Below are 23,434 nucleotides of genomic sequence, written 5' to 3'. Positions count from 1 at the left end.
AGGGAACGCCAGATGACCGATATCCTGTCTCAAGCCAAACAGCAGTTGCTTGCACCGGCCGCTCTTGATGAGAACCATCTTGAGCAGGTGATCCATGGCATGCTCGGCCATCAGATTGATGCCGCTGATCTTTATTTCCAGAGCGTGCGCCATGAAGGCTGGGTACTGGAAGACGGTATCGTAAAAGAAGGCAGCTATAACGCTGACCGTGGTGTGGGTGTGCGAGCGATCAGTGGTGAGAAAACCGGTTTCGCTTACGCTAACGATATCGCCCTGCCGGCACTGGAAGCCGCCGCTGGTGCATCCCGCAGTATTGCCCGTGCCGGTCAGAATCATCAGATTCAGGCCTGGAACCGCCCACAGCCTCTGGCTCTGTACAGTGATGCCAATCCGCTGGACTCTCTTTCCCGTGATGACAAGGTCAAGTTGCTGAAGGATATGGATGCGGAAGCTCGCCGTATCGACAGCCGTATCAAGCAAGTCAGCGTTAGTCTGGCTGGCGTCCATGAGTATGTACTGGTTGCCGCTGCCGACGGCACATTGAATGCGGATATTCGTCCTCTGGTGCGTTTGAATATTTCCGTCATCGTTGAAGACAAAGGTCGTCGAGAGCGCGGCTCCTTTGGCGGCGGTGGTCGTGGTGACTACAGCATGTTCTTCAAGGATAACCTCTGGAAGAAATATGCAGCCGAAGCCGTACGTCAGGCCTGTGTGAATCTGGATGCGGTGGCAGCACCTGCGGGTGCCATGCCGGTTGTTTTGGGGGCAGGCTGGAATGGTGTTCTGTTGCATGAGGCTGTTGGGCACGGTCTGGAAGGCGACTTTAACCGCAAAGGCAGCTCCATGTACTCCGGACGGATTGGTGAGCGTGTCGCCTCACCACTGTGCACAATTGTCGATGATGGCACGATTGCCGGCCGTCGAGGTTCCCTGAATGTGGACGACGAAGGTGTGCCGACCAATAACACGGTGCTGATCGAGAACGGTATTCTCAAGGGCTATATGCAGGACAAGATGAACGCCCGCCTGATGGGCGTGCAATCTACTGGCAATGGCCGCCGTGAATCCTATGCCCATCTGCCGATGCCGCGGATGACCAACACCTATATGCTGGCCGGGCAAAGTGCTCCGGAAGAAATTATCGCTTCCGTGAAGAAAGGTATTTATGTCGCCAATATGGGTGGCGGTCAGGTGGATATTACCTCGGGCAAGTTTGTGTTCTCCACCAGTGAGGCTTACCTGATTGAGGATGGCAAGCTCGGCGCTCCAGTGAAGGGAGCAACCCTGATTGGCAATGGCCCGGATGTGATGAACAAGGTCTCCATGGTGGGTAATGATCTGGAGCTGGATACCGGTGTCGGTGTCTGCGGTAAGGAGGGGCAGTCAGTACCGGTGGGTGTCGGTCAGCCAACCCTGAAGATTGATGAAATCACCGTAGGCGGCACCAGCGTATAAACGCATGCTGATACAGGGAAAAGGCGCTTCGGCGCCTTTTCTGCTTTATGGGCCAGCTGTCAGCCTCTCTTACCCTATTGTTGTGTTTTTATGATGAGCAATAGGGAATGCTCATGCGAGAACATTGCTGTGTGAGCCCCTCGGAAATGAATGTATTTGATAAGCTGCTAAAGAAGAGACCTGCTCCCGATGATTTGGAGCCAATCCCGGTTGAACTCAAGATACACAAAAGAGAAGGACATTGCTGGGGGAGATATGTTGATGAGATCCCCAGATTATTAAGAGATGACCGCAGCCAAATTAACATGCTGGAGCTGCAAGGGCTTTATCATGACCGGGAGCGTCAGAGTGATCTTATCCTCCGGAAAGTGAAGCCGGGTGATGCCTTGTTTTATCTTAAGCGGCGTGAGGATGTCACAATTGATGAGATTGTGATTGTCGACCGTGTTCAACATCCAGATGCTGAAGATCCCACTTGTCGCGTGGCATTGAAACGTCCGGGTAATTCGGTAGCGGATAGTCTTATCAGCTATCTGTTTCTGGAACATCCGGCCTCAGGAAATACCATTTGGGATGATTTTCCCTCCTTGCTTCGCACTATTCCTACCGGGGTTACTATTACCCATGATAAGTATCTTGAACGCTACATCCGATCAGGGATTTTGGTAGGCTGGATTACCCCGGAGGGAAGGCTTGAGGATGGTTGCCTGGTATGCGGTGTTCACCGAAGCTGCAAGAATAATCTGCCTGAAAAAGTGATCCTGCAGAGGCCTGCAGGAACACTGGTCGAGACGGAACTGGCGGCGATTACTCTGGTGGGACCAGATGCGCTTTCTCTTGCTGCCGATTAGATACTGGTAATGAAGCAGCAGGGAAAGGCTTATTCTTCCGTCATCTCACGCAGGTAACGGAATAGCTTTTTATTCAGGCTGGAACGTTTCTCTTCGTTCTTTTCTTTCAGAGTATTACGAATCATCTGACGCAGTTTTTGTACATCGGTAGCCGGATGTGCTTCAAGGAACTCGGTCACGGCCGCGTTGCTCTCTTCACCCAGCATACGGTCACGCCAGCGCTCCAGCTGGTAGAAGTGACGGGTATATTCTTCGCTGCTTGGGTCCATCATTGCCAATTGGTGGCGGATGGCATCAATATCCTGATCCATCATCAGCTTGCCGATAAAGCCAAACTGACGCTTACGGGCATTAAAACTGGTAATCCGGCGAATATCGCGCAGCGCATCGATGATCCGGCCTTCCAGCGGAAATTTTTCCAGCTGGGCCGGGGATAGGTTGGCCAGCTGCTCACCCAGGGCTTTGATTTCCTGAGCGTCACGCTTAAGGGAGGATTTGCTGATCAGAATGATCTCGTCATCCTGCTCTTCATCAATGAAAGGTTCTTGGTTCTTGCGCATTCTAGGGTAACAATAAAATATGAAGTCTGGCTGGTATTGTAGGCCGTGGTTTACTCGCGGAAAAGCCCGACGGTAGAATGAAAAGCACAAGTCTTTAGGATAGGGAGTTGTAATGGCCACACAGGTTCAGCCCGTAATCGATCCGGTGATGGAGGAGCAGCGGCTCACCAACCTGGTCTCTGACATTATCGATGAAGCCCGCCGTCAGGGCGCTACCGCCTGCGAGGTCGGGGCCAGCGCGGATGCCGGCCTGTCTGCCACCGTGCGCATGGGGGAGGTCGATACTGTCGAGTTCAACAAGGATCAGGGTTTCGGCATCACGGTCTACTTTGGTCAGCGTAAAGGCTCGGCCAGTACCAGCGATGCGACCCCGGAAGCCATCCGCGATACCGTTCGCGCAGCCTGTGATATTGCCCGTTACACCAGTGAAGATCCTTGCGCCGGTCTGGCGGATGCCGACCAGATGGCCACAGAGTTCCCGGACCTGGATCTCTATCATCCCTGGGGTATCTCCGCAGAAGAAGCCATCGAGCGCGCCAAAGAGTGTGAAGAGGCGGCTCGCAGCTTCAGCCCACTGATTACCAATTCCGATGGTGCGACTGTTAATACTCACCAGGGCTGTCGTGTTTACGGTAACAGTCACGGCTTTATTGGCCCCCATCGCTCCAGCCGCCAGAGTGTCAGCTGCGTGGTGATTGGCCAGAAGGGCGATGAGATGCAGCGGGACTACTGGTACACAGTAGCCCGCAACGCCAATATGCTTGAGGCTATGGCGGACGTTGGTCGCAAGGCTGCAGATCGCACTATAAAGCGTCTGGGCAGCCGTAAGGTGTCTACCGCTACCGTGCCTGTTATTTTCTCCGCTGAGCTGGCAGGGGGCTTTGTAGGCCACCTGATGGGCGCAATAAGCGGTGGGGCGCTCTACCGTGAAGCGACCTTTCTGCTGGATCACAAAGGTCAGAAAATTTTCCCGGACTGGGTAAATATTTATGAACGCCCGCAGCTGAAAGGCGGTATGGGCTCTGTGGCATTTGATGGTGACGGCCTGCAGACCCGTGATCAGTCCTTTATTGTTGATGGTGTGCTGGAGAGCTATCTGCTTAGCACCTACTCCGCCCGCAAGTTGGGTATGGTGAGTACGGCCAACTCCGGCGGTGCCCATAACCTGTTCCTGGACAGCAATGCCGGTGATCTGGAGGAGCTGGTCAAAGATATGGGAACCGGTCTGCTGGTCACCAGCCTGATTGGTCAGGGCATTAATATGGTGACGGGTGATTACTCCCGTGGTGCCGGCGGCTTCTGGGTGGAAAATGGCGAGATTCAGTATCCGGTATCTGAAATTACCATTGCCGGTAATCTGAAAGACATGTTTATGAATCTGCGTGCGGTCGGCAATGATGTTGATCGCCGGGGTAATATCCAGAGTGGTTCACTGCTGATTGATGGCTTGATGGTGGCTGGCGAGTAACTCCATCAATTCATCCAGAAAATCAGAGGAGGCTTCGGCCTCCTTTTTTGTTTCAGAGAAAAAAGACGGTCTACACTGTGCGCCCCTTCGTGGAGGTAAACAGTGAAATATCAGTCTGGATTCAAGGTCCTCGGTTTTCTTGTCTGTTTAATAACCGCATATGCAGCTCTGGCCGGCGGTGATCCGGTTGTTCGAGCCTTGCCGGGAAAACCTGTCTCACTTGATCCTCATAAGTTTCAGAGCAACGCTGAAGCGCTAATTGATAAAGATCTGTATGAAGGGCTGACCGTTCAGGACGAGTTCGGTAATCCGGTACCCGGTATGGCGAAAAGTTGGGAGGTCTCTGAAGATGGGCGAATCTGGACCTTTCACATGCGAGATGATGTTGTCTGGTCCGATGGTAAGCCGATAACAGCGAGTGACTTTTACTACAGCTTCCAACGATTGGCCAATCCGGCTATCAAAAGTCCCCATCGTTTCTATCTGGACATTGCTGGTCTTCATAACAGTCAAGCCATCTCGAAAGGAGATTTGGATGTCTCCCATCTTGGAGTGAACGCGGCAGATGATAAGACCCTAGTCATCACTCTTGATCATCCAGCTCACTGGCTTCCAGCGCTATTAACCTTCCCTGCCTTTCTCCCGGTTCCGGAGCATATTATTTCCACTACAGAGAGTCAGCGGGGAGAGGTTTGGGCCGAGACGGTAGGAGTGGCAGTTAGCAATGGGCCCTATACGTTGGAGGGGAAAGAGGGTGGTGAGTGGTTATTGCAGAAGAATCCAAATTACCGTGATGCTGCAGCCGTAAAGAGTGAGCAAATCATCTGGAAGGAATATGAGTCTATAACCGAACAGGTGGAGCAATTCTATATGGGCAATCTGCATATCAGTTCAGCATTGCCAGATCATGTTAGAGCATTATTTATGGCTGATGACGCCCGGCAGGTTCAGTCCAGCCGAACATTATCAACTTATTACCTTTTGTTGAACGGAGAAGATAAAGAATTAAGTCCTGATGTCCGGAGGGCGTTGTCTCTGGCTCTTGATCGTAATGCCATATTTCCATTTGGGGCTGCGGGCGATGTTGCATGGGAATTGATCCCACCCTGGACGGAGGGAATGGATGCGAATAATGAAGTAGAGAAACTTCCTCAGTATCAGCGTGATCAACTTGCCCTAAATGCGTTGAAGGCAGCCGGTGTCTGCGAGGATAAGCCGATTGAGCTGAAGCTGTTGTCAACTCGCTCCGAAAGCCAGTGGAAGGATTCTGTTCTGGTTCAGTGGGCTCGTCTGCCGGGAGTGAATGTCAGTATCGAGAAGGTCGAAATGCAGGATTATATTCGGAGAATGAATGAAGGCGATTACCAGCTGGCCTTTGGTAGTTGGATTGCTGCTTACAATGATCCATCTGCATTTCTGGTATTGGGAAGCAGAAGACTTAGCCCCAGGGCCTTGATAGGTATTGATGATGGCTATTATGACGAATTTGTAGAGTCGATGTGGCGAGGTGGCACAAGGTTTTATAAAGATCTGCAGGAGCGGTTACTGTTGCGTGATACCTTGGTGCCGCTGGCGCATCCTAGTAATGTTCATCTGGTACAGCCTGCAATACAGGGGTTTGTGACTAAAAATCCGGAAGGCTGGGTGCATTCCGCACGACTCTCTTTGCAGCCCAAATAGCCGTCTTGCTTGTGTAGGCTGCTGCGGTGAGTAGGATGATCAGTGTGTGATCATACTGACCGTCTACACTGGGCACCTTCTTTTGAGGAGGTGTTCAGTGCAGTTTTCAAAATTCATACGTTTACTTCCTCTCCTTTGGGGGCTTTGCACCCTTACCCTCTCCTTTTTTGCCGTTGCTGGGAATGGCATTCTGTACCGCGCTCTGCCGGGCAAGCCGGTTTCTCTGGATCCCCATAAATTTCAGAGCAATATCGAGGCCTTGCTTCATAAAGATCTCTATGAGGGCCTTACAGTTCAGGATGAAGAGGGTAAGCCTGTTCCTGGAATGGCTGAAAGCTGGTCAGTCTCCGATGATGGTTTAACCTGGACCTTTAAGATGCGTTCGGGTCTGAAATGGTCTGATGGTGAACCCCTGACCGCTAATGATTTTGAATACAGCTTTCGGCGGCTTGCGGATCCCGTCACACAAAGCCATTACAGTTTTTATCTCACACAGGCAACGGTCAAGAACAGTCAGGATGTGATTGATGGCAAGCTTGCTCTCAGTGAACTTGGGGTTGAAAGTCAGAATGACGATACACTGGTCATTGCCCTTGAACGCCCCTGTAGTTTCCTTCCATCGCTGCTGACCTTTCCAGCCTTTCTGCCGGTGCCGTGGCATATCGTAGAAAGGCATGATGAACAGTGGGCAGAAACTCCAGGAGTTGCGGTGAGTAATGGTCCCTATACGTTAACCGGGCAGGGAGCGGACCAATGGATGATGATGAAAAACAATAATTATCATTTGCCATTGCCAGAGGCACCTATGCAGCTTGTGTGGAAACATTATGATTCGGTTCAGCAGCAATTGAAGGATTTTTATTCGGGTGAGTTGCATGTGACTACTGCACTACCAGAAGCCTTGAAGAATATTTTGCCACCTGAACACTCTGTAGTGCAGCGCAGTAAAGCGTTAACGACAACCTATGTTCTTATAAATGGTCAGAAGCCGGAGTTAAGTGATGATGTACGGCAGGCACTCGCGCTGATAATTCAAAAGGAAGCATTACCTCCTTTTGGTGAGCCTGAGGAAGTGGCTAAAGGTTTGATTCCCCCCTGGACGGATGGGGCAGAGTCCTTTGCTGAACTCACTGAAGAGTCGCAGTATGAGCGTGATAAAAAAGCACAGGAAGCCTGGGGGCGGGCTGGTTATAGCACAACCAAACCATTGCGATTATCGCTCTTGGAAGTAAAGCGGCAAGAACAAAGCAACTGGAAAAAAGCGGTTGTGCAGCAGTGGAAACGCTTGCCTGGATTAGAGGTGGCTGCTGAGGGTTTGGAGTGGCAAGACTATAACGAGCGAGTCCAAAAAGGAGAGTATCAGCTGGCTCTCGGTGGTTGGATTGGTGCCTACAATAAACCGCCTGCTTTTCTGTTACTGGGAAGCAAGAGGCTCTCTCCCTTTTCTTCATCCGTATCCGTAGGCTCTGCCACAATACAAGACGGCTATGATGCTGCTTTGACGGCTAGCGTAGCCACTGGTGATTCCAGCGAGTATGAAAGACTTCATCATAGTCTGTTGAAACGGAATACGATTGTTCCTCTTGCACACCCTAAGCAAACCCATTGGGTGCAATCAACAGTTAAAAATTATACGGCAAAAAATCCGGAAGGCTGGATGCATTCCCGGCATTTGTCGCTGATGCCAAAATCTTAGTTATCAGCCGTAAAACAGGGTTGCGAGCCCCAGGAAGGAAAGAAACCCAACTACATCGGTAATGGTGGTGAGGGCAACAGACCCGGCAAGAGCCGGGTCAATTTTTAAAGCTTTCAGGGCGATAGGCAGCATGGCTCCAGCCAGAACGGCCACAATCAGGTTGATAACCAGTGCCAGGGCAATAACCACGGCAATCACAGTGTCATCAAACCAGTACATGGCAGCCAGGGCAACAACCGTCGCCCAGAGCAGACCATTGAACAGACCAACCAGAAACTCTCGGGACAAAAGCCAGGAAATATTGGATTTACCAATCTGCCCAAGAGCAATGGCACGGATAATCAAGGTCAGAGTCTGACTCCCAGCTACGCCACCCATGCTGGCGACAATCGGCATCAATACGGCAAGAGCAACAACCCGGTCGATGGTTTCCTGAAACAGGCCAATGACCGACGCAGAGATAAAGGCTGTGCAGAGGTTGACGCCCAGCCAGACGGCGCGGCGGCGAGAGGTTTTCCAGGCGGGGGCAAAGGTATCTTCATCCTCGGCCAGACCCGCCATACTCATCACCGAGTGTTCAGCTTCTTCCCGAATCACGTCAACCACATCATCAACGGTGATCCGGCCCAGCAGGTGACCCTGCTCATCGATAACCGGGGCTGAGATCAAGTCCTCCCGTTCAAAGATCTGGGCGATCTGGGAATCTTCCATAGTGACCGGTATGGAGTGAACGGTTTCCTCCATCAGCTCGCTAAGCAGGCTGGAGGTAGGAGATGTCAGCAGTCTGCGGATTGAGACTGTGCCGCTTAAGTGATCTTTGCGATCAACAATCAGCAGTTGGTCAAAAGGTTCCGGCAAGCTCTCATGCAGACGGATATAGCGCAGGGCTACATCAACAGTAATATCGCCACGGACTGTGAGTGTGTCCGTGTTCATCAAACCGCCAGCGGTGTTCTCCGGATAGGCGAGAACTTCCTCGACCCGGTGGCGGTTCTGCTGACTCATGGAGTCGAGAACCTGGCGGGTAATCTTTTGAGGCAGGTTCTGCAGGATATCAACCGTGTCGTCGATATCCTGATCTTCAAGAATGCTGATCAGCTCGGCAACATTCATCTGATCGGTAAAGAACTGGCGAACCTCTTCGCCAAGTTCATTCAGGACATCTCCTTCATCTTCAATCGGGACGAGTTTCCAGATCAGGCTGCGTTGACGGGGAGGTGAAGATTCCAGCAGGTGGGCAATATCCGCAGCAGACAGGCTGGTGAGCATATGCTGGATATACTCCGGCATATTTTTCTCTATCGCCCGGTTGATGGCTTCCAGCTGATCGTCAGAGAGAGCCAGGGATTGCTGCTGCGGCATAGTCAGTGCTATTCGTCTTCGTCGAAGCGGTTGTTAACCAGGGCCACGATAGCTTCCCGGGCCTGATCGGCATCATCACCTTCGACTTCCAGTGCCAGGGTTGAGCCTTTGCTGGCCGCCAGCATCATAACTGACATGATGCTTTTGCCATCGACCATCTTCTCAGGGCGACCAAGTCGTATCTGGCTTTTAAAGCCGGTAGCCACACCCACAAATTTAGCTGCGGCCCGGGCATGGAGACCCAGTTTGTTGATGATTTCAATCTGTTCCTGGATAACCGCCATTCTTGATCCTGTTACTGAGTCTCTGTTTGTTGTGCAACGGTGAAGCTCTCTCCCAGCTCCCGATGGCGAACCTGTACGGATGAAGCATGGTTGGCAAAGGAGCGTGCTACAGCCTCACTGACAAACACTGAGCGATGCTGGCCGCCGGTGCAACCGATAGCCACGGTAAGATAGCTGCGGTTGCCTTCTTCAAAAACTGGTAGCCAGCGGCTGATAAACTCGCTGATATCTTCCTGCATGCGTTTCACTGAATCGTGGGCAGAGAGAAAATCAATCACCGGCTGATCCCGTCCGGTAAACACTCTCAGCTCTTCATTCCAGTAAGGGTTGGGCAGGCAGCGAACGTCAAAGACAAAGTCGGCATCAATAGGCACACCTTTCTTGAAACCAAAGGATTCAAACTGCAGAGCCAGTTCATGCTTTTCCTTGCCGGCCACACGCTGGCGAATCAGGCTGCGCAGCTCATGGAGAGACAGGCGGCTGGTATCGACGCGCATATCAGCACTGTCGGAAATAGTACCCAGCACTTCGGCTTCTTTATGAATCGCTTCATCCAGTGAGGATTGACCATCGCTTAAAGGATGACGGCGGCGAGTGGCACTGAAGCGCTTGAGCAGGGTTTCATGGTCGGCATCCAGAAAGATGACATCGCAGATCAGGCGTTCATCATTTTTCAGCTGGCGATGGATTTCGGAAAAGCTGGCCAGCTCCCCGGAGGTGTTCCGGGCATCAATGCTGACAGCAAGGGCTCGACCGTCATTGTCGGTAAAGCGAGAGATCAGGTCGGTCAGCAGAGTGGCGGGCAGGTTATCAATGCAATAGAAACCCTGATCCTCAAGAGCGGCAAGGGCTGAGCTCTTTCCGGAGCCCGAGCGACCGCTGATAATAACGAGCCTGATTATATTCGACTTGTTTGACTTAGACATTGCTTGGCCTTTCCTGCCAGTCATAAGAGCATGCGCGTACCAGGATCAACAGACCCTATCCATGCCTTTTGTAAATACACTTTGCCAAGCATAGAAAAAAAGAGCCTGCATGGGCAGGCTCTTGTGTGTGATTTATTCAATCTTTACGAAATTTGTCAGGTTGAAACCTTGTCGGTCAACAGCCGATAGAGGCTTTCGCTGTCCCTGGCGGCGCGCAGCTCTTCACAAAGCGCCTCATTACTGAACTGCTCTGCGATCATGCGAAGAAATTCCAGATGCTTTTCGGTTTCTTCCTCGGGAACAACCAGAGCAAAAACCAGATCGACCGGCTTGCGGTCAATGGCATCGTAGTCGATGGGTTCCGCCAACCTCAGAAACAGAGCTTCCGGGCGATCGCAGCCTGCGACCCGACAGTGGGGCAGGGCGAAGCCATTACCAAGTCCAGTGCTCCCCAGTTTTTCCCGGGTAACTAGCTGATGGAACAGTTCCTTGGCATCGAGGCCGGGCTGTTCCTGACTGATAAAGTTGGCGATATATTCGAGAGTGCGCTTCTTGCTGGAGCCGGGCACGCCATAAATGGCGTGTCCGGGAGCAAGGATATTCCGTAGGCTCATGAAGTTGAAAACCGGGGGTTAGTTGGAAGCCCCCTGCAGGCGGTCAATATTCTTTTCCTTATACTTCAGGAGTTGCCTGTCCAGCTTGTGATGAAGCTGATCGATGGCTGCATACATGTCTTCGTCTTCTGCTGAAGCTGCAATGTCAGCGTTGCGGACATGAAGTATGGCTTCAGCCATTTGTCGCGGTTTTTCAACGCTCAGAGTGACTTGAATGCTGGTAATGCCATCATAGTGTGAAGTCAGCTTACCGAGCTTCTTGGATACGTAATCACGCAGAGCTTCGGTGACGTCGATATGGTGACCACTGATGTTAACTTGCATGCATTCCTCTCCTGATGTCAGGTTGAGCAGCACCGGAAATTCCGTACCGGGCTGACACCTTGATTCTATCACCAGAAATACGGCTCGTCTCGGCTTTTCATCGCAAGGCATTGGGGAGGTGGGTTTCTTGAAACAAGCGTGCCTTGTAGCCTGTAGTAGGCAGCCCGGAGGGGCTGCTCTTCAGGCTGGCTGAGGGGGTATCAGACCAGGCGTTTGCGCTCGTTGGACGGCGGGATAGCAAGGGATTCGCGATATTTGGCGATGGTACGACGGGCGACCTCAATACCCTGCTCCCCTAATAGAGTAGCAATTTTGCTGTCGCTCAGCGGCTTGCGAGGGTTTTCTGCAGCCACCAGTTTTTTAATCAGCGCACGGATGGCGGTAGAAGAGCACTCGCCGCCAGAGCTGGTGCTGACATGGCTGGAGAAGAAATACTTGAGCTCAAAGATACCCCGGGGCGTATGCATAAATTTCTGGGTGGTGACCCGGGAAATGGTTGATTCATGCATATCCACCAGTTCGGCGATATCGTGGAGCACCAAAGGTTTCATGGCCTCTTCGCCGTAGTCAAAGAAACCGCGCTGGTGCTCAACAATTTTGGTAGCGACTTTCAGCAGGGTTTCGTTCCGGCTTTGCAGGCTTTTAATAAACCAGCGAGCTTCCTGCAGATGGTTTTTCAGATAGGTGTTGTCGGCGCTGGAATCAGCCCGGCGTATCAGCGAAGCATAGCCATCATTGATGCGCAGCTTGGGAGCGGTCTCTGGATTGAGTTCAACGGTCCAGCGGCCTTTCTTCTTGCGCACCACCACATCCGGGATCACATATTCGGCTTCTGTACTTTGCAGCGCGGAGCCTGGGTGTGGTGTCAGTGATTGAATGATGTGCAGAGCATCCCGCAGCTGATCTTCTTTCAGTCGGGTTCTGCGCATCAGTGTGGCGTAGTCACGGGTGCCAAGCAGTTCAATGTAGCGGTCGATTATGCGGTAGGCATTAACGACATCATCCGTCTTTTCGGGCAGCTGACGCAGCTGCAGCAGAAGACATTCTCGAAGGTCTCTGCAGGCAACACCGACAGGATCAAAATTTTGCACCCGATGCAGAACCATCTCCACCTCATCCATCTCGACCTCAAGATCAGGATCAAGGCCTTCATGGATCTCTTCGAGGCTGGTAGTGAGATAGCCGTTATCATCAACAGCTTCAATAATGGAGAGGGCGATAATGCGATCGGTGTCTGACATAGGTGTCAGATTAAGTTGCCACTCAAGATGATCCTGGATGGTTTCTGATGGACTGGTTCGGGTGGTGAAGTCATCGCTGAGGGTATCGCCAGAGCCGGATGACTGACTGGAAGCAGAAGTTTGGTAAACATCTTCCCAGCCGCTGTCTATCGCCAGATCGGAAGGAATGGACTCGTTCCAGTCATCCTGGGTTTCACGGGTTTCATCAGGCTTCTCGTCCTTGCTGACTTCGGTGAAGTCAGTCAGGCCGGTACTGGCCAGCTCATCGAGAGAGGCTTCGTTCTCCTGATTCTGCTCTTCCTGCTCCAGCATGGGATTGCTGTCGAGTGCCAGCTGAATTTCCTGTTGAAGATCCAGCGTTGAGAGTTGCAGGAGTTTGATGGCCTGTTGCAGCTGAGGTGTCATGGTCAGCTGCTGACCGATTCTTAATTCCAGTGATGGCTTCATGGGATCGAGTATCCAGCCTTATACCGCACCAGCAATTCGTGACCACGACAAGGCCTGAAATATTTCATAGCGTTCCGGCCCCTACCGCTCATGGCTGTTATGACGTCCCTGAATCGTATTCTGTCCCAGTCATTGGGATGATTAAAGCACGCAGGAATGTCCGGTTTTCCTGAATGCCCGCCTAGTGTAACTGTAACGGGTGGCAACAGGAAGCGGCAGGCATCAACGTTGGCACATTCCATGCCTGCCGAGAATTGAGGCTTTAGATTCGGAAGTTTTCACCCAGATAAACATCGCGAACCTTCTGGTTAGCCAGTACGGTTTCGCTGTTGCCGGAAGCAATAATCTGACCTTCGGAAACGATATAGGCATGTTCGCAAATATCGAGGGTTTCCCGCACATTGTGGTCGGTGATCAGAACACCGATGCCACGATTCTTCAGGTGCGTCACAATCTCTTTGATGTCGGTGACGGAGATTGGATCAACGCCGGCAAACGGTTCATCCAGCAGAATGAACGACGGGTTGGTCGCCAGTGCACGGGCAATCTCTACCCGGCGACGCTCGCCGCCCGACAGACTCATGCCAAGGCTGTTGCGGATGTGTTGAATATGAAACTCATCCAGCAACTGCTCCATTTGTTGTTTGCGCTCAGCCTTGCTCAAACCTTTGCGGGTCTCAAGGATGGCCATAATGTTATCGGCTACGGTGAGCTTGCGGAAAATGGAGGCTTCCTGAGGTAGATAACCAATACCGGCACGAGCGCGACCGTGCATAGGCAAATGAGTGATTGCCTGATTATCAATGGTGATCTTGCCACCTTCGGTCTGTACCAGGCCGACAATCATATAGAAACAGGTGGTCTTGCCCGCGCCATTCGGACCCAGCAGGCCGACAATCTGTCCACTTTCTATGGATACAGACACATCACGAACCACCTGACGTCCGCTGTAAGTTTTTTTGAGGTTCTGTGCTTGAAGTATGGCCATGTGGCTGATGTCTTGAACTGAACTTAACCGGTAATCATGACATATCCTCACCCTTTCGCTATCGCAGTGGTGAGGATAGTCCTGTTTGTATCTTATTTGGTCTGATCTGGCTGAATGATCATTTGAACACGATTGCCGCCAGGCTTGTTACGATCGCTCTGGGCATTGATGATTTCCGTGAGCTGGTTGTACTCAATCCGGTCGCCGGTAAAGGTGTCACCATTCTGAATCAGGCGAGCCTGTTTGATCAGTTCAACAGTATCGGTCTGCATGCTGTAATCAATGGTTTCGCCCCAGGCTTTTACAATGCCTTTGTCGCCTTCCAGCTCTTCCTGGTAGAACGCTCTTTCCTTGTTGTTACCCTTGGCGATCATCTGCTTCAGCTTGCGGTCGGCAGAGTAGATCAGGGTGACAACGTCACCGGTCATTTTGGTTGTACCCTGGGTGACAACCACATCGCCACGATAAATCACAATGCCCTTGGCATTGTCAGCATCCGCATCATTGGACGTAATGTGGATCGGCTGTTCGCGATCCGAAGGCAGTGCTGCAGCAAAGCCACTCATCAATACGGCTGTCAGGCTCAGGCCTGCAACCATGCATGTTCTAACAAATCCAGAAAAAGACAGGGCGTTACTTGTTTTCATAAATACTATTAACCTTGGATTTGAGCTGGATAAAGTCCCTTTTATAAAAGGCTCGCATGCCGACGGCCGTGGTTACGCCCGGCTCATTTGTTATACGTACAGGGGCGTCAGTGTCGGCATAATCTTCGCCAGAGTAAACAGTGAGAAAATCAGTGTCTACCCGTTGTTCGGACTGACCATTACCATCCTGTTGAATCATGACCACATTATCAATCAGTTCAACGGTTTCCCCGTCGGGGAGTATCCGTCCGTTGTCTGCAGTGGTGTGCCAGGGTTGGCGATCTTCTTCAAAGGTCCACAGATCCGGTTGCTTCAGCAGAGTTGTGTCATTATGAGGGAAATGGCTGATCTCATCGGACTCAAGAGTCGATGCCAGTGCGCCATTCACATCATACTCGGTGATAAAGGCATCCCGAATAAAAAAGTCCGGTTCTTTATCCTCTTGGGCTGCTCTTGGCATGCTGGTCGGGTTATCGGTTGAATAGGACCAATAACCAATCAGGCCAACAAAGCCCAGCACCAGGAAAATATACAGTAACTGACGCATGTTTCAGACCTCCCGTTGTGCACGGACGTTAGGCATCCGTGCACAGGCAAGAGTTAAGCTGGGTGGTAACAAATGACTGTTCATCCCGTCCATAGAATAATTGTTTACAGCACGCCGGCTTTGAGCAGGTCATGCATATTGATGGCGCCGACAGGGCGCTTGTGTTCGTCCACGCAGATCAGGCCATTGATCTTGTGATCTTCCATAACCTTGAGTGCTTCTGCGGCGAGAATATCTGCGCGGATGGTGACGCAGTTGCGGGTCATCAGAGCATCAATGGTTGCGGTAATCGGGTTCAAACCTTCATCCAGAGAACGACGCAGGTCACCATCGGTAAAGATGCCAACCAATGTCTGCTGCTCATTGACAATCGCGGTCAGGCCCATACCTTTGCTGGTCATTTCCAGCAGGGCATCGCGAAGCAGGGTTTGTTCGCCCACAACCGGCAGGCGCTCACCTGCGTGCATGATCTCACTGACCTTCAGCAGCAGACGACGACCCAGGCTGCCACCCGGATGGGAGAAGGCAAAGTCTTCAGCCGTAAAACCACGGGCTTCCAGCAGGGCAATCGCCAGAGCATCACCCATAACCAGAGCAGTTGTGGTGCTGGAGGTTGGAGCAAGATTCAAAGGGCAGGCTTCCTGGTCAACACCGGTATTCAGGTGGATGTCAGAAGCCAGACCCAGAGGCGAATTCGGGTTGCCGGTAAAAGAGATGATCGGAGTGCCCAGTCGCTTGAACAGCGGCACCAGAGAAACCACTTCAGAGACGCTGCCGGAATTGGACAGAGCGATAACCACATCATCTTTGGTAATCATGCCCATATCGCCATGGGACGCTTCACCTGGATGAACGAAAAAGGCTGGAGTGCCGGTGCTGGCCAGTGTGGCGGCAATTTTATTGCCAATATGGCCGGATTTACCCATGCCGGTCACAACGACACGCCCTTTGCAGGCCAGTAGCAATTTGCAGGCCTTGCTGAAATCTTCATTGATACGCTCAAGCAGTGCTGCAACGGAGGCCTGCTCAATAGCAATGGTCCGCCGTCCGGAGGCAATCAGTGACTCGGAAGTAACAGTGCTGGCTGGTGTAGAGATTTCAGTCTCGGTGGCAGTCATATGCTCAGTCATTTTCTCTGGTGAAACAGGCGATTACGAGAAGTCCGTGATTGTAACGGGATTAGCTGGCTGTGGCGATAAGCATACCGCCGAAGGCTATATAGCCCGCATAGGCGATATAGCCTGAACAAAGCACCAGGCCAGAGATGCGGCCCAGAACCCGTGGCTTCTTGCCGATCAGGGTCAGGGCCATCAATAGCAGGGTCAGTGCACACATGGCCGGGTAGTCTCTGATCAGAGCTTCCGGGCTGATGGAGCCAGGGGCAACCAGGCCGGGAACCGCCATAACAGCCAGCAGGTTGAACATATTGGAGCCAATGATGTTGCCAAGGGCCATATCCGGATGGCCTTTCAGGGCGCTGGCCACGCTGGCGGCCAGTTCTGGCAGGCTGGTGCCGATGGCGACGATGGTCAGGCCGATGATCAGCTCACTGATGCCGAAATAGCGGGCAATATATGTAGCAGACTCAACCAGGATGTTGGAGCTCACCAGCAGCAGAGCCAGGCTACCGACCAGAATCAGCGTGGCCTTGGTCTGAGGCATTTCCTGGATTTCATCTTCACTCTCTTCACCAATGCTGGTCAGGGGCTCGTCATCGGGCTTCTTCTGCCAATAGTTGATCAGCACCATGGCAGCGATCAGGCCGGCAATCATCAGCACACCTTCAATAAAGGTAATGCTGTTGTCATAGAGGATGGCACCAGAAACCAGAGTGATGGCTGCCAGCAGAGGCAGTTCTTTGCCCATCAGGCGCTTGTTGACACGAATCGGGGCAATGAGAAGAGTCAGACCCAGTACCATGCCGATATTGGCAATGTTTGAACCGAGGGCGTTTCCCACAGCAAGGTCACCGGAGCCTTTCAGGGCTGCAGTTAAAGAGACCAGAATTTCAGGCGCAGATGTGCCGATGGCGACGATAGTCAGGCCAATCAGCATTGGGGACATTCCCAGGTGGCGGGCGGTTACGGCAGCGCTGTTAACAAAGTGATCAGCACTCCACATCAGTGCGATAAGCCCGACAATCAGGGCGGCTATAGCCAGTAGAAGCATGAAGTTGGAACCATTCCAGTGAGTTCGGATGAAATAAAGGGGCAGGATTTTACCGGGATTATAGAAGGATAACAGCATTCCTCTCATTGAAATCCCGATTGATGGCTATTCTGAAATTTAAGTGACTGTTTCAGAATAAGGATGCGGAGCTGAACTATGGATGGTAAAAGGGTTGGCGGGCCAGTAGGTGTCGAGGGGGCTTATCAGCGCCCTGTCGGGGATGGTTCCAAAAAGGCAGGCAAGAAGAACCGCAAATCCGGGAATGTCGGTGTTGTTGATGTGGGTAAGGGCAGGCTGGCCAATATTCCCAAGCCTGTCTATCCCAAAGACGCGCAGACCACGCTGACCCAAAGGGCCGTTTCCGAAAATTCCAGCAAATCATCCTGGTTCCAGTATGGCGGTATTGGCCTGGGCGTTGCGGCAGGTGTTATGGGCGCACCGCTGATTGGTCTTGGTGTCGTGTGTGCCGGTGCTGTGTTAAAGGCGGGATATGATCGTTATACCGCCGGTGGGAAAGACAAAGAAGTTGAAGATGCCAGCCAGAAGTTGCAGGAGTATGAGCAGCAAATGGAAGCGTATCAACAGCAGCTTGAAGAGCAAAGCCAGTCACAAACAGCTAATGTCCGACAAAGCCTGCGAGCCGAACTTCAGCATAAGAATCAGGAGATTGCTGCTCTTAATGATCAGATGAAGCATGTCGGGCAACAGCTGGAAAAAGAGCAGAAAGCCCATAGTCAGAGTGATCAAAATACCAATAAGCAGATCAAAGGTTATGAGCGCAATCTTGAAGAGTTGTCCCGTCTGCTTGATGGCGCTAATAAGGATAAGGCCAAACTGGAACAGCGTCTGAAAAAGCAGCATCGCAAACATGTTGCTGAGCAGGATCAGAGTACGATGAAGCTGAGCCAGCTGGCGGGTCGGCTTAAAGGTGCCAATGATGAGATCCGAAGCCTGAAAGGTCGGCTATCCATCTCCTCTGCCCGTATATCTCATATGGTTGCCCTCTATAACCACTCGAAGAGTATCGATAAGGGCCAAAAGCAGGAGCTGACGGAAGCTCATGCGCAGTTGTCGGAGGCCTTGCTGAAGCTTGAAGAAAAGCAGGCAGCACTGGCTAAGGTGCCCGAAGGGCCTTCTGATCCAAGAGCTGGGTTGGATGTTGGTGGTGTGCCCGGTTCCATCTTCGCTGAACTCGGTGCTGCAATGGGTGACACCATTGAACCATCTGGATGTCAGGCGCTCATTAGTGAACTCAGAAATCAGCTGGCTGAGGTGAATAAGAAGTATGCCGAGCTGGCTGCCCTGGATACCGGTGATGTGAATGAGTTTTCCGCAGAGTTTGATGGCTGGGGTGATCAAAGCTATCTCAAATCAATAAGTGAGCAGAATTATGAAGAGGAAGGGCTTCTTAGGGATTCTGATAGTGCCTATATGGGAAGCGAGATGGGCGACACGTTCTCTGATGATTATGAGTTAACTGATGAGGTGCCTTTAGAGGAACAGACGCTTCGTCCTACCGGCGATGGTGGCCTTTCAAGAAAAGAGTTGGCTGCTCAGTATCAACAGGATATCTCTGAGCTGGAAAGTGATCTGCGTGATCGGGAATTTAAGATTGAGACGATGCAGTCCCAGATTCGCCATTTGCAGGAACAGCTGAGTCGCACCGGAAATGAAAGTGAAAAAGATCTGCGTAGCATCAATAAGCAATTAGATCAGGCCAAGAATGAAATACAGAGTTTAAAAGGACAGCTGGACAAGAAACAGGAGCAGATTACCAAGATGAAAGCTCAGGAAGCGCTTAGTGGCGATGTTGTTCAGGATGAAATAGATGTCATCAAAGAGGCTCAGGTTAAAGCTGAGCGCCGACTGTCTGATGTCAGCAAGCGGCTGGACCAGCTCTGTGAGGATGTCTTTAACCTTCTGCCAGATGATCAGCAGGCTGCCATCGGCAAGAAGGAAGATATGCAGGATGCGCTAAGCGCTTTAAAAGAACGGATAGGTTTTGCCAATATTGGTGAGGCTATGATCAAGCCGCTTTATGGATCGGAGGTTAGCCCTGATCAGGTCAATCTGGACGCTGTATCCAGCAAGCTGCAGGAATATGTAGAGATGGAGTCTGATTACCAGAAGCTGAATGCATTCTGGAACAGCTTTGTTAAAACGTTGGATCCTTCGCAGACAGATGCTGGAAGCCTTTCCCCCGATGCGATGCTGCAAACACTCGAGCTGGTAAAAAATAATTCTGATCAATTAACCAAGGTGGTTGATGCCTGGGTAAGCAGTGGTTGGGAAAAATCCCCCGAGCAGCTGGTGGCCAAGTTAATTGACGCAGCCGAAATTGCCCGTCGGGCTCAGAGTGATGATTGATGTGGGGTTATCGGACTCAGGGCGTCTAACTTACCCCTGCAATTATCCGGCATTGAGTGATAGAATTCACATTCAGGGAATTTCACAGAGTTTCTACACTACAGGGATTATTGTGGGCGTAGTGTTTTTTATAGCGCTACTGGTCTGCCGAAATAAAGCCTCTACATGAATCATCACAGCGATAATTTTATCGAGATACGGGGAGTTTCGTTCCGTCGTGGCGAACGAGTCATCTTCGATAATATCGATATGACCATTCCCCGGGGAAAAGTCACTGGCATTATGGGGCCGAGTGGCACGGGGAAAACAACCCTGTTAAGACTGATAGGTGCGCAGTTGCGCCCGGATGCCGGCCAGATTCTTGTGGATGGTCAGGCGCTGTCTTCCATGGGGCGTAAGGGTTTGTTCCGTATGCGCTCCAAAATGGGCATGCTGTTTCAGAGCGGTGCCTTGTTCACAGATTTAACCGTCTTTGAGAACGTTGCCTTTCCGCTGCGTGTTCATACCCACCTTTCTGAAAATATGATTCGGGATATTGTCCTGATGAAACTTCAGGCTGTGGGTCTGCGTGGCGCTACTGACCTGATGCCATCAGAGCTGTCGGGCGGTATGGCCCGACGTGTTGCGCTGGCCCGAGCGATTGCTCTGGATCCTGATTTCATCATGTATGACGAACCGTTTGTCGGTCAGGACCCGATTGCCATGGGCGTGCTGGTTAACCTGATTCGCAAGTTGAACAGTGCGTTGAATCTGACCAGCGTGATTGTTTCCCATGATCTGGCAGAAACTGCGAGTATTGCTGACCATCTTTACTTGATTGCTGATGGCCATGTTATTGCCTCAGGCTCACCGGAGGAATTACAGAACTCCGATGATCCACGCATCCGCCAGTTTATGAATGGTGAGCCGGATGGTCCCGTGCCTTTCCACTATCCCGCAGAGGATGTGCGTGAGCAGCTGCTGGGAGATAAGCGTTGAACAGAATTATTGATCAGATTGCCCTGCTGGGTCGCAGTGGTCTGGATATGATTCAGGCGATTGGCCGTGCCACGATTATGCTGGTGCAGGCGATCTTCGGCCGCAATACCGGGCATGGCTCCTTTTCGACACTGTTGGCTCAACAGATTTATGCCGTAGGTGTGCTTTCGCTGATTATCATTACTGTGTCCGGTGTGTTTATCGGCATGGTGTTGGGGCTTCAGGGTTACAACATTCTGGTGCGTTATGGCACTGAACAGTCTGTTGGGCAGCTGGTAGCACTGAGCCTGGTGCGTGAGCTTGGCCCGGTTGTGACGGCTTTGCTGTTTGCCGGTCGTGCCGGCTCAGCTCTGACCGCCGAAATTGGTTTGATGAAGGCTACCGAACAGCTCTCTAGTATGGAGATGATCGGGGTTGACCCTCTGAAACGGATCATTGCTCCCCGGTTCTGGGCGGGTGTAATCAGTATGCCTTTGCTGGCCTGTATCTTCTCCATGGTCGGCATTTTTGGCGGCTCCATGGTCGGGGTTGACTGGCTGGGCATTTATGAAGGCTCCTTCTGGGGCAATATGGAACAGGCTGTTGATTTCCGTAATGACGTGATCGATGGACTGATCAAAAGTGTGGTGTTTGGATTTGTCGTGACCTGGATTGCGATTTTTCAGGGATATGATGCGGTGCCGACATCCGAAGGTATAAGCCGGGCAACGACCCGGACCGTTGTCTACGCCTCTCTGGCTGTGCTGGGGCTGGACTTTATCCTGACAGCCGTGATGTTTGGAGATCTTTAAGATGCGGATGCGAACCGTTGAAATCAGCGTTGGCGCTTTCCTGCTGGCAGGCCTGTTTGCTCTGGTGCTGCTGGCTCTGCGGGTGAGTGGCCTGTCCCTGAATACCGAGGCCAGCACTTACCGCCTCTATGCCGAGTTTGATAATGTTGGCTCCCTGACCAAGCGTGCCAAGGTAGCTATGGGCGGGGTGACCATCGGCCGGGTTGTGGATGTCGAGTTGGACAAGAAAACCTACATGGCCCGTGTGGTAATGGATATTGACACCAATATCGATAATATCCCGGTAGACAGCTCTGCCGCCATTATTACGGCCGGCCTGCTGGGTGAGAAATTTATTGGTATCAGCATCGGCGGGGCCGCAGAGTTCCTGCAGGATGAAGAGACAATTGACGACACTCAGTCAGCTATAGTTTTGGAAGATCTGATCGGTAAGTTCCTGCTGGGCTCTGTTGGCTCGGATGATGACAGTTCGGGCGGCGACAGTTTCTGATTGCACCTGTGTGCAGCAGCAAGTTTGTGCAACAGCAAGGCGGAACGGTAGTAAGTACAGGTGTGAATATGCAAATGCTTAAACAAGTGAGTTTTGTTCTGCTGGCCTGGTTGGCATCGTTTCAACTGGTTCAGGCGCAGGAGACACCCGATAAGGTAGCCGGGCAGGCCACCCAGCAGGTACTTCAGCTGCTGAAGACTGAGCGGGACGTCTATAAGAAGGATGAAAGCAAGTTCTTCGCAGATGTTGAGAAGATCATCGATCCGGTTGTTGCGTTCTCGGATATAGCCCGTGGCGTAATGGGCAAATATGCCCACCGCTCTTCTGATGAAGAGATTAAACAGTTTGCGGTTGTGTTCCGCGACAGTCTGGTGCGCTTTTACAGTAAATCGGTACTGACCTTTGATACCAGCGATCTGTCGCTTGATAAGGTGGAGCCGGTTGCTCCCGCGCTGCTGAAGGAATACGACGCTGGCAAGTCTCGCTCTGTTCCGGTCAATCTGACCATTCGTGGTAAGGACCAGCAGTATGTGATGTCCTATTCCATGATGCAGAAAGATGGCAAGTGGATGATACGGAACATTGTGGTTGAGGGTATCAATATCGGTATCCAGTTCCGCAATCAGTTTGCGGACGCCATGAACAAGTACCGTAAGGTCGAGACTGTGATTGATAAGTGGCCAGAGCTGATGCAGCAGTCCGAGAAAGATCAGCAGAAAGAGAAGAAGGGCTGATTGTGGCTGAGCTGAAAAGGATTGATGACGCCCGCGTTATGCTGGAAGGTCATGTCAACAAGGATACGGTACCGACACTGGTGGAAGCCGGCTGGAAGACTCTTTCTGCTGCTGATACTGCACAGGTCGTAGATCTCTCCGGTGTCAGCAGCGCAGACAGTTCCTCACTGGCCTTGTTGCTGGAATGGACCCGTCGTGCAGAAGCGGCATCAAAGCCAGTGTCGTTTGAGCATTTTCCTGATGATATGGCCGCACTGGCCAGTGTTTGCGGTATCAGTGAACTCTTTCCCGCGCTCTCCTGAGATATAACCCGCATCTGGCAGCCAAGGTACTGGTGTCCTTGGCTGCTCTTCCCTATCATATGCACATATTTGTCAGTACTCTGTGGCATGCCATATATAAGGCCTGTGCCAAAACGATATGCCACAGCGGCGACTGCCAACAGTCATGGCCAAAAAGAGTTGGGTTACCTGCTCTCCATCATGGCTGATGAACGATTATACATGCCGGTTTCGGGACATATTCAATGCATGCCAGTGAAGTAAAAACGCTGCTCGAAAGTAAAATCGAAGGCGCTGAAGTCTTTGTTGAAGGGGAAGGCTGTGACTTCCGCCTGACAGTTGTTTCAACCGTGTTTGCAGGTTGTCTGCCGGTGAAACGCCAGCAGATAGTCTATACACATCTGAATGAAATGATTGCTGCCGGCACGATTCATGCCGTAACCATGCAGACTTTTACTCCGGAAGAGTGGGCTGCCCGTCAGGGTTAAGTTCGTACCGGTCAATTATCGGTGATGTCAGCAGGGCTGGCATTGC

The 23,434-nt window shown here is 51.8% G+C and carries 24 protein-coding genes; 12 read left to right on the top strand and 12 right to left on the bottom strand.

Translation table 11 applies throughout. The annotated features are described in order from the left end of the window. Positions 1-12 precede the first annotated feature (12 nt). Both tldD and EHSB41UT_RS03610 read left to right on the top strand, forming a co-directional pair. On the top strand, positions 13-1,455 hold the full coding sequence (gene tldD / locus EHSB41UT_RS03615) for a metalloprotease TldD (protein ID WP_087107022.1): 1,443 nt from the start codon (positions 13-15) through the stop codon (positions 1,453-1,455). 146 nt (positions 1,456-1,601) lie between these two features. Beyond that, positions 1,602-2,306, top strand: a complete 705-nt coding sequence (locus EHSB41UT_RS03610; RefSeq protein WP_133060378.1) for a hypothetical protein — start codon at positions 1,602-1,604, stop codon at positions 2,304-2,306. Between the two features lie 29 nt (positions 2,307-2,335). On the opposite strand, the gene yjgA is transcribed toward EHSB41UT_RS03610, so the two are convergent. Further along, positions 2,336-2,866, bottom strand: coding sequence for a ribosome biogenesis factor YjgA (gene yjgA, locus EHSB41UT_RS03605; RefSeq protein ID WP_087107017.1), 531 nt, complete (start codon positions 2,864-2,866; stop codon positions 2,336-2,338). Positions 2,867-2,978: 112 nt separating this feature from the next. Here yjgA and pmbA point away from each other — a divergent pair, with 112 nt between their 5' ends. The 3 genes from pmbA to EHSB41UT_RS03590 all read left to right on the top strand — a co-directional run bounded on the left by pmbA (position 2,979) and on the right by EHSB41UT_RS03590 (position 7,710). Beyond that, on the top strand, positions 2,979-4,334 hold the full coding sequence (pmbA, locus tag EHSB41UT_RS03600) for a metalloprotease PmbA (RefSeq protein ID WP_087107015.1): 1,356 nt from the start codon (positions 2,979-2,981) through the stop codon (positions 4,332-4,334). A 102-nt stretch (positions 4,335-4,436) separates the two neighbouring features. Then, a complete protein-coding gene (locus EHSB41UT_RS03595) occupies positions 4,437-6,014 on the top strand; it encodes a peptide ABC transporter substrate-binding protein (RefSeq protein WP_087107013.1) in 1,578 nt (525 codons plus the stop codon). 97 nt (positions 6,015-6,111) lie between these two features. Beyond that, positions 6,112-7,710 carry a peptide ABC transporter substrate-binding protein gene (locus EHSB41UT_RS03590; protein ID WP_133060377.1) on the top strand — a complete coding sequence of 533 codons (1,599 nt, stop codon included), beginning with the start codon at positions 6,112-6,114 and terminating at the stop codon, positions 7,708-7,710. 3 nt (positions 7,711-7,713) lie between these two features. On the opposite strand, the gene mgtE is transcribed toward EHSB41UT_RS03590, so the two are convergent. The 11 genes from mgtE to EHSB41UT_RS03535 form a co-directional block, all read right to left on the bottom strand. Further along, a complete protein-coding gene (gene mgtE / locus EHSB41UT_RS03585) occupies positions 7,714-9,072 on the bottom strand; it encodes a magnesium transporter (RefSeq protein WP_087107009.1) in 1,359 nt (452 codons plus the stop codon). Positions 9,073-9,080: 8 nt separating this feature from the next. Then, complete coding sequence (locus tag EHSB41UT_RS03580) at positions 9,081-9,356, bottom strand: HPr family phosphocarrier protein (protein WP_087107007.1); 276 nt, start codon at positions 9,354-9,356, stop codon at positions 9,081-9,083. A gap of 11 nt (positions 9,357-9,367) precedes the next feature. Further along, the gene (rapZ, locus tag EHSB41UT_RS03575; protein ID WP_242667232.1) at positions 9,368-10,282 is read right to left on the bottom strand and encodes an RNase adapter RapZ; all 915 of its coding nucleotides are present in this window, start codon (positions 10,280-10,282) and stop codon (positions 9,368-9,370) included. A gap of 155 nt (positions 10,283-10,437) precedes the next feature. Beyond that, complete coding sequence (gene ptsN / locus EHSB41UT_RS03570) at positions 10,438-10,896, bottom strand: PTS IIA-like nitrogen regulatory protein PtsN (RefSeq protein ID WP_087107005.1); 459 nt, start codon at positions 10,894-10,896, stop codon at positions 10,438-10,440. 18 nt (positions 10,897-10,914) lie between these two features. After that, on the bottom strand, positions 10,915-11,220 hold the full coding sequence (gene hpf / locus EHSB41UT_RS03565; RefSeq protein ID WP_087107003.1) for a ribosome hibernation-promoting factor, HPF/YfiA family: 306 nt from the start codon (positions 11,218-11,220) through the stop codon (positions 10,915-10,917). Positions 11,221-11,420: 200 nt separating this feature from the next. Then, a complete protein-coding gene (locus tag EHSB41UT_RS03560; RefSeq protein WP_087107002.1) occupies positions 11,421-12,908 on the bottom strand; it encodes an RNA polymerase factor sigma-54 in 1,488 nt (495 codons plus the stop codon). Positions 12,909-13,170: 262 nt separating this feature from the next. Continuing rightward, entirely contained in the window at positions 13,171-13,896 is a 726-nt protein-coding gene (lptB, locus tag EHSB41UT_RS03555; protein WP_087107000.1) for an LPS export ABC transporter ATP-binding protein, read from the bottom strand. Positions 13,897-13,988: 92 nt separating this feature from the next. Then, positions 13,989-14,495: a lipopolysaccharide transport periplasmic protein LptA gene (lptA, locus tag EHSB41UT_RS03550; protein WP_207626557.1), complete on the bottom strand. Its 507-nt coding sequence runs from the start codon at positions 14,493-14,495 to the stop codon at positions 13,989-13,991. Between the two features lie 34 nt (positions 14,496-14,529). After that, positions 14,530-15,090 (bottom strand): LPS export ABC transporter periplasmic protein LptC, encoded by a 561-nt coding sequence (gene lptC / locus EHSB41UT_RS03545; protein WP_087106996.1) that lies wholly within the window; start codon positions 15,088-15,090, stop codon positions 14,530-14,532. Positions 15,091-15,194: 104 nt separating this feature from the next. Then, positions 15,195-16,208 (bottom strand): KpsF/GutQ family sugar-phosphate isomerase, encoded by a 1,014-nt coding sequence (locus EHSB41UT_RS03540; RefSeq protein ID WP_087107935.1) that lies wholly within the window; start codon positions 16,206-16,208, stop codon positions 15,195-15,197. Between the two features lie 61 nt (positions 16,209-16,269). Next, positions 16,270-17,259 (bottom strand): calcium/sodium antiporter, encoded by a 990-nt coding sequence (locus tag EHSB41UT_RS03535; protein ID WP_087107933.1) that lies wholly within the window; start codon positions 17,257-17,259, stop codon positions 16,270-16,272. A gap of 156 nt (positions 17,260-17,415) precedes the next feature. Between EHSB41UT_RS03535 and EHSB41UT_RS03530 the strand changes: the two genes are divergently transcribed. The 7 genes from EHSB41UT_RS03530 to EHSB41UT_RS03500 all read left to right on the top strand — a co-directional run bounded on the left by EHSB41UT_RS03530 (position 17,416) and on the right by EHSB41UT_RS03500 (position 23,388). Beyond that, positions 17,416-19,626, top strand: coding sequence for a coiled-coil domain-containing protein (locus EHSB41UT_RS03530; protein ID WP_087106994.1), 2,211 nt, complete (start codon positions 17,416-17,418; stop codon positions 19,624-19,626). A 165-nt stretch (positions 19,627-19,791) separates the two neighbouring features. Next, positions 19,792-20,604, top strand: coding sequence for an ATP-binding cassette domain-containing protein (locus EHSB41UT_RS03525; RefSeq protein WP_087106992.1), 813 nt, complete (start codon positions 19,792-19,794; stop codon positions 20,602-20,604). A 5-nt stretch (positions 20,605-20,609) separates the two neighbouring features. Beyond that, entirely contained in the window at positions 20,610-21,395 is a 786-nt protein-coding gene (gene mlaE / locus EHSB41UT_RS03520; protein ID WP_207626574.1) for a lipid asymmetry maintenance ABC transporter permease subunit MlaE, read from the top strand. Between the two features lies 1 nt (position 21,396). After that, a complete protein-coding gene (gene mlaD / locus EHSB41UT_RS03515) occupies positions 21,397-21,885 on the top strand; it encodes an outer membrane lipid asymmetry maintenance protein MlaD (RefSeq protein WP_087106988.1) in 489 nt (162 codons plus the stop codon). Between the two features lie 68 nt (positions 21,886-21,953). Beyond that, on the top strand, positions 21,954-22,619 hold the full coding sequence (locus tag EHSB41UT_RS03510; protein WP_087106986.1) for an MlaC/ttg2D family ABC transporter substrate-binding protein: 666 nt from the start codon (positions 21,954-21,956) through the stop codon (positions 22,617-22,619). Positions 22,620-22,621: 2 nt separating this feature from the next. Next, the gene (locus EHSB41UT_RS03505) at positions 22,622-22,921 is read left to right on the top strand and encodes an STAS domain-containing protein (protein WP_106408268.1); all 300 of its coding nucleotides are present in this window, start codon (positions 22,622-22,624) and stop codon (positions 22,919-22,921) included. 224 nt (positions 22,922-23,145) lie between these two features. Then, positions 23,146-23,388, top strand: a complete 243-nt coding sequence (locus tag EHSB41UT_RS03500) for a BolA family protein (RefSeq protein WP_087106984.1) — start codon at positions 23,146-23,148, stop codon at positions 23,386-23,388. The last annotated feature ends 46 nt before the right edge of the window (positions 23,389-23,434 follow it).

The organism is Parendozoicomonas haliclonae, from assembly GCF_900174585.1.
Lineage (GTDB): Bacteria > Pseudomonadota > Gammaproteobacteria > Pseudomonadales > Endozoicomonadaceae > Sansalvadorimonas > Sansalvadorimonas haliclonae.
The sequence above is the reverse complement of the archived record's forward strand: the minus strand, read 5'-3'. Positions and strand labels throughout refer to the sequence as shown.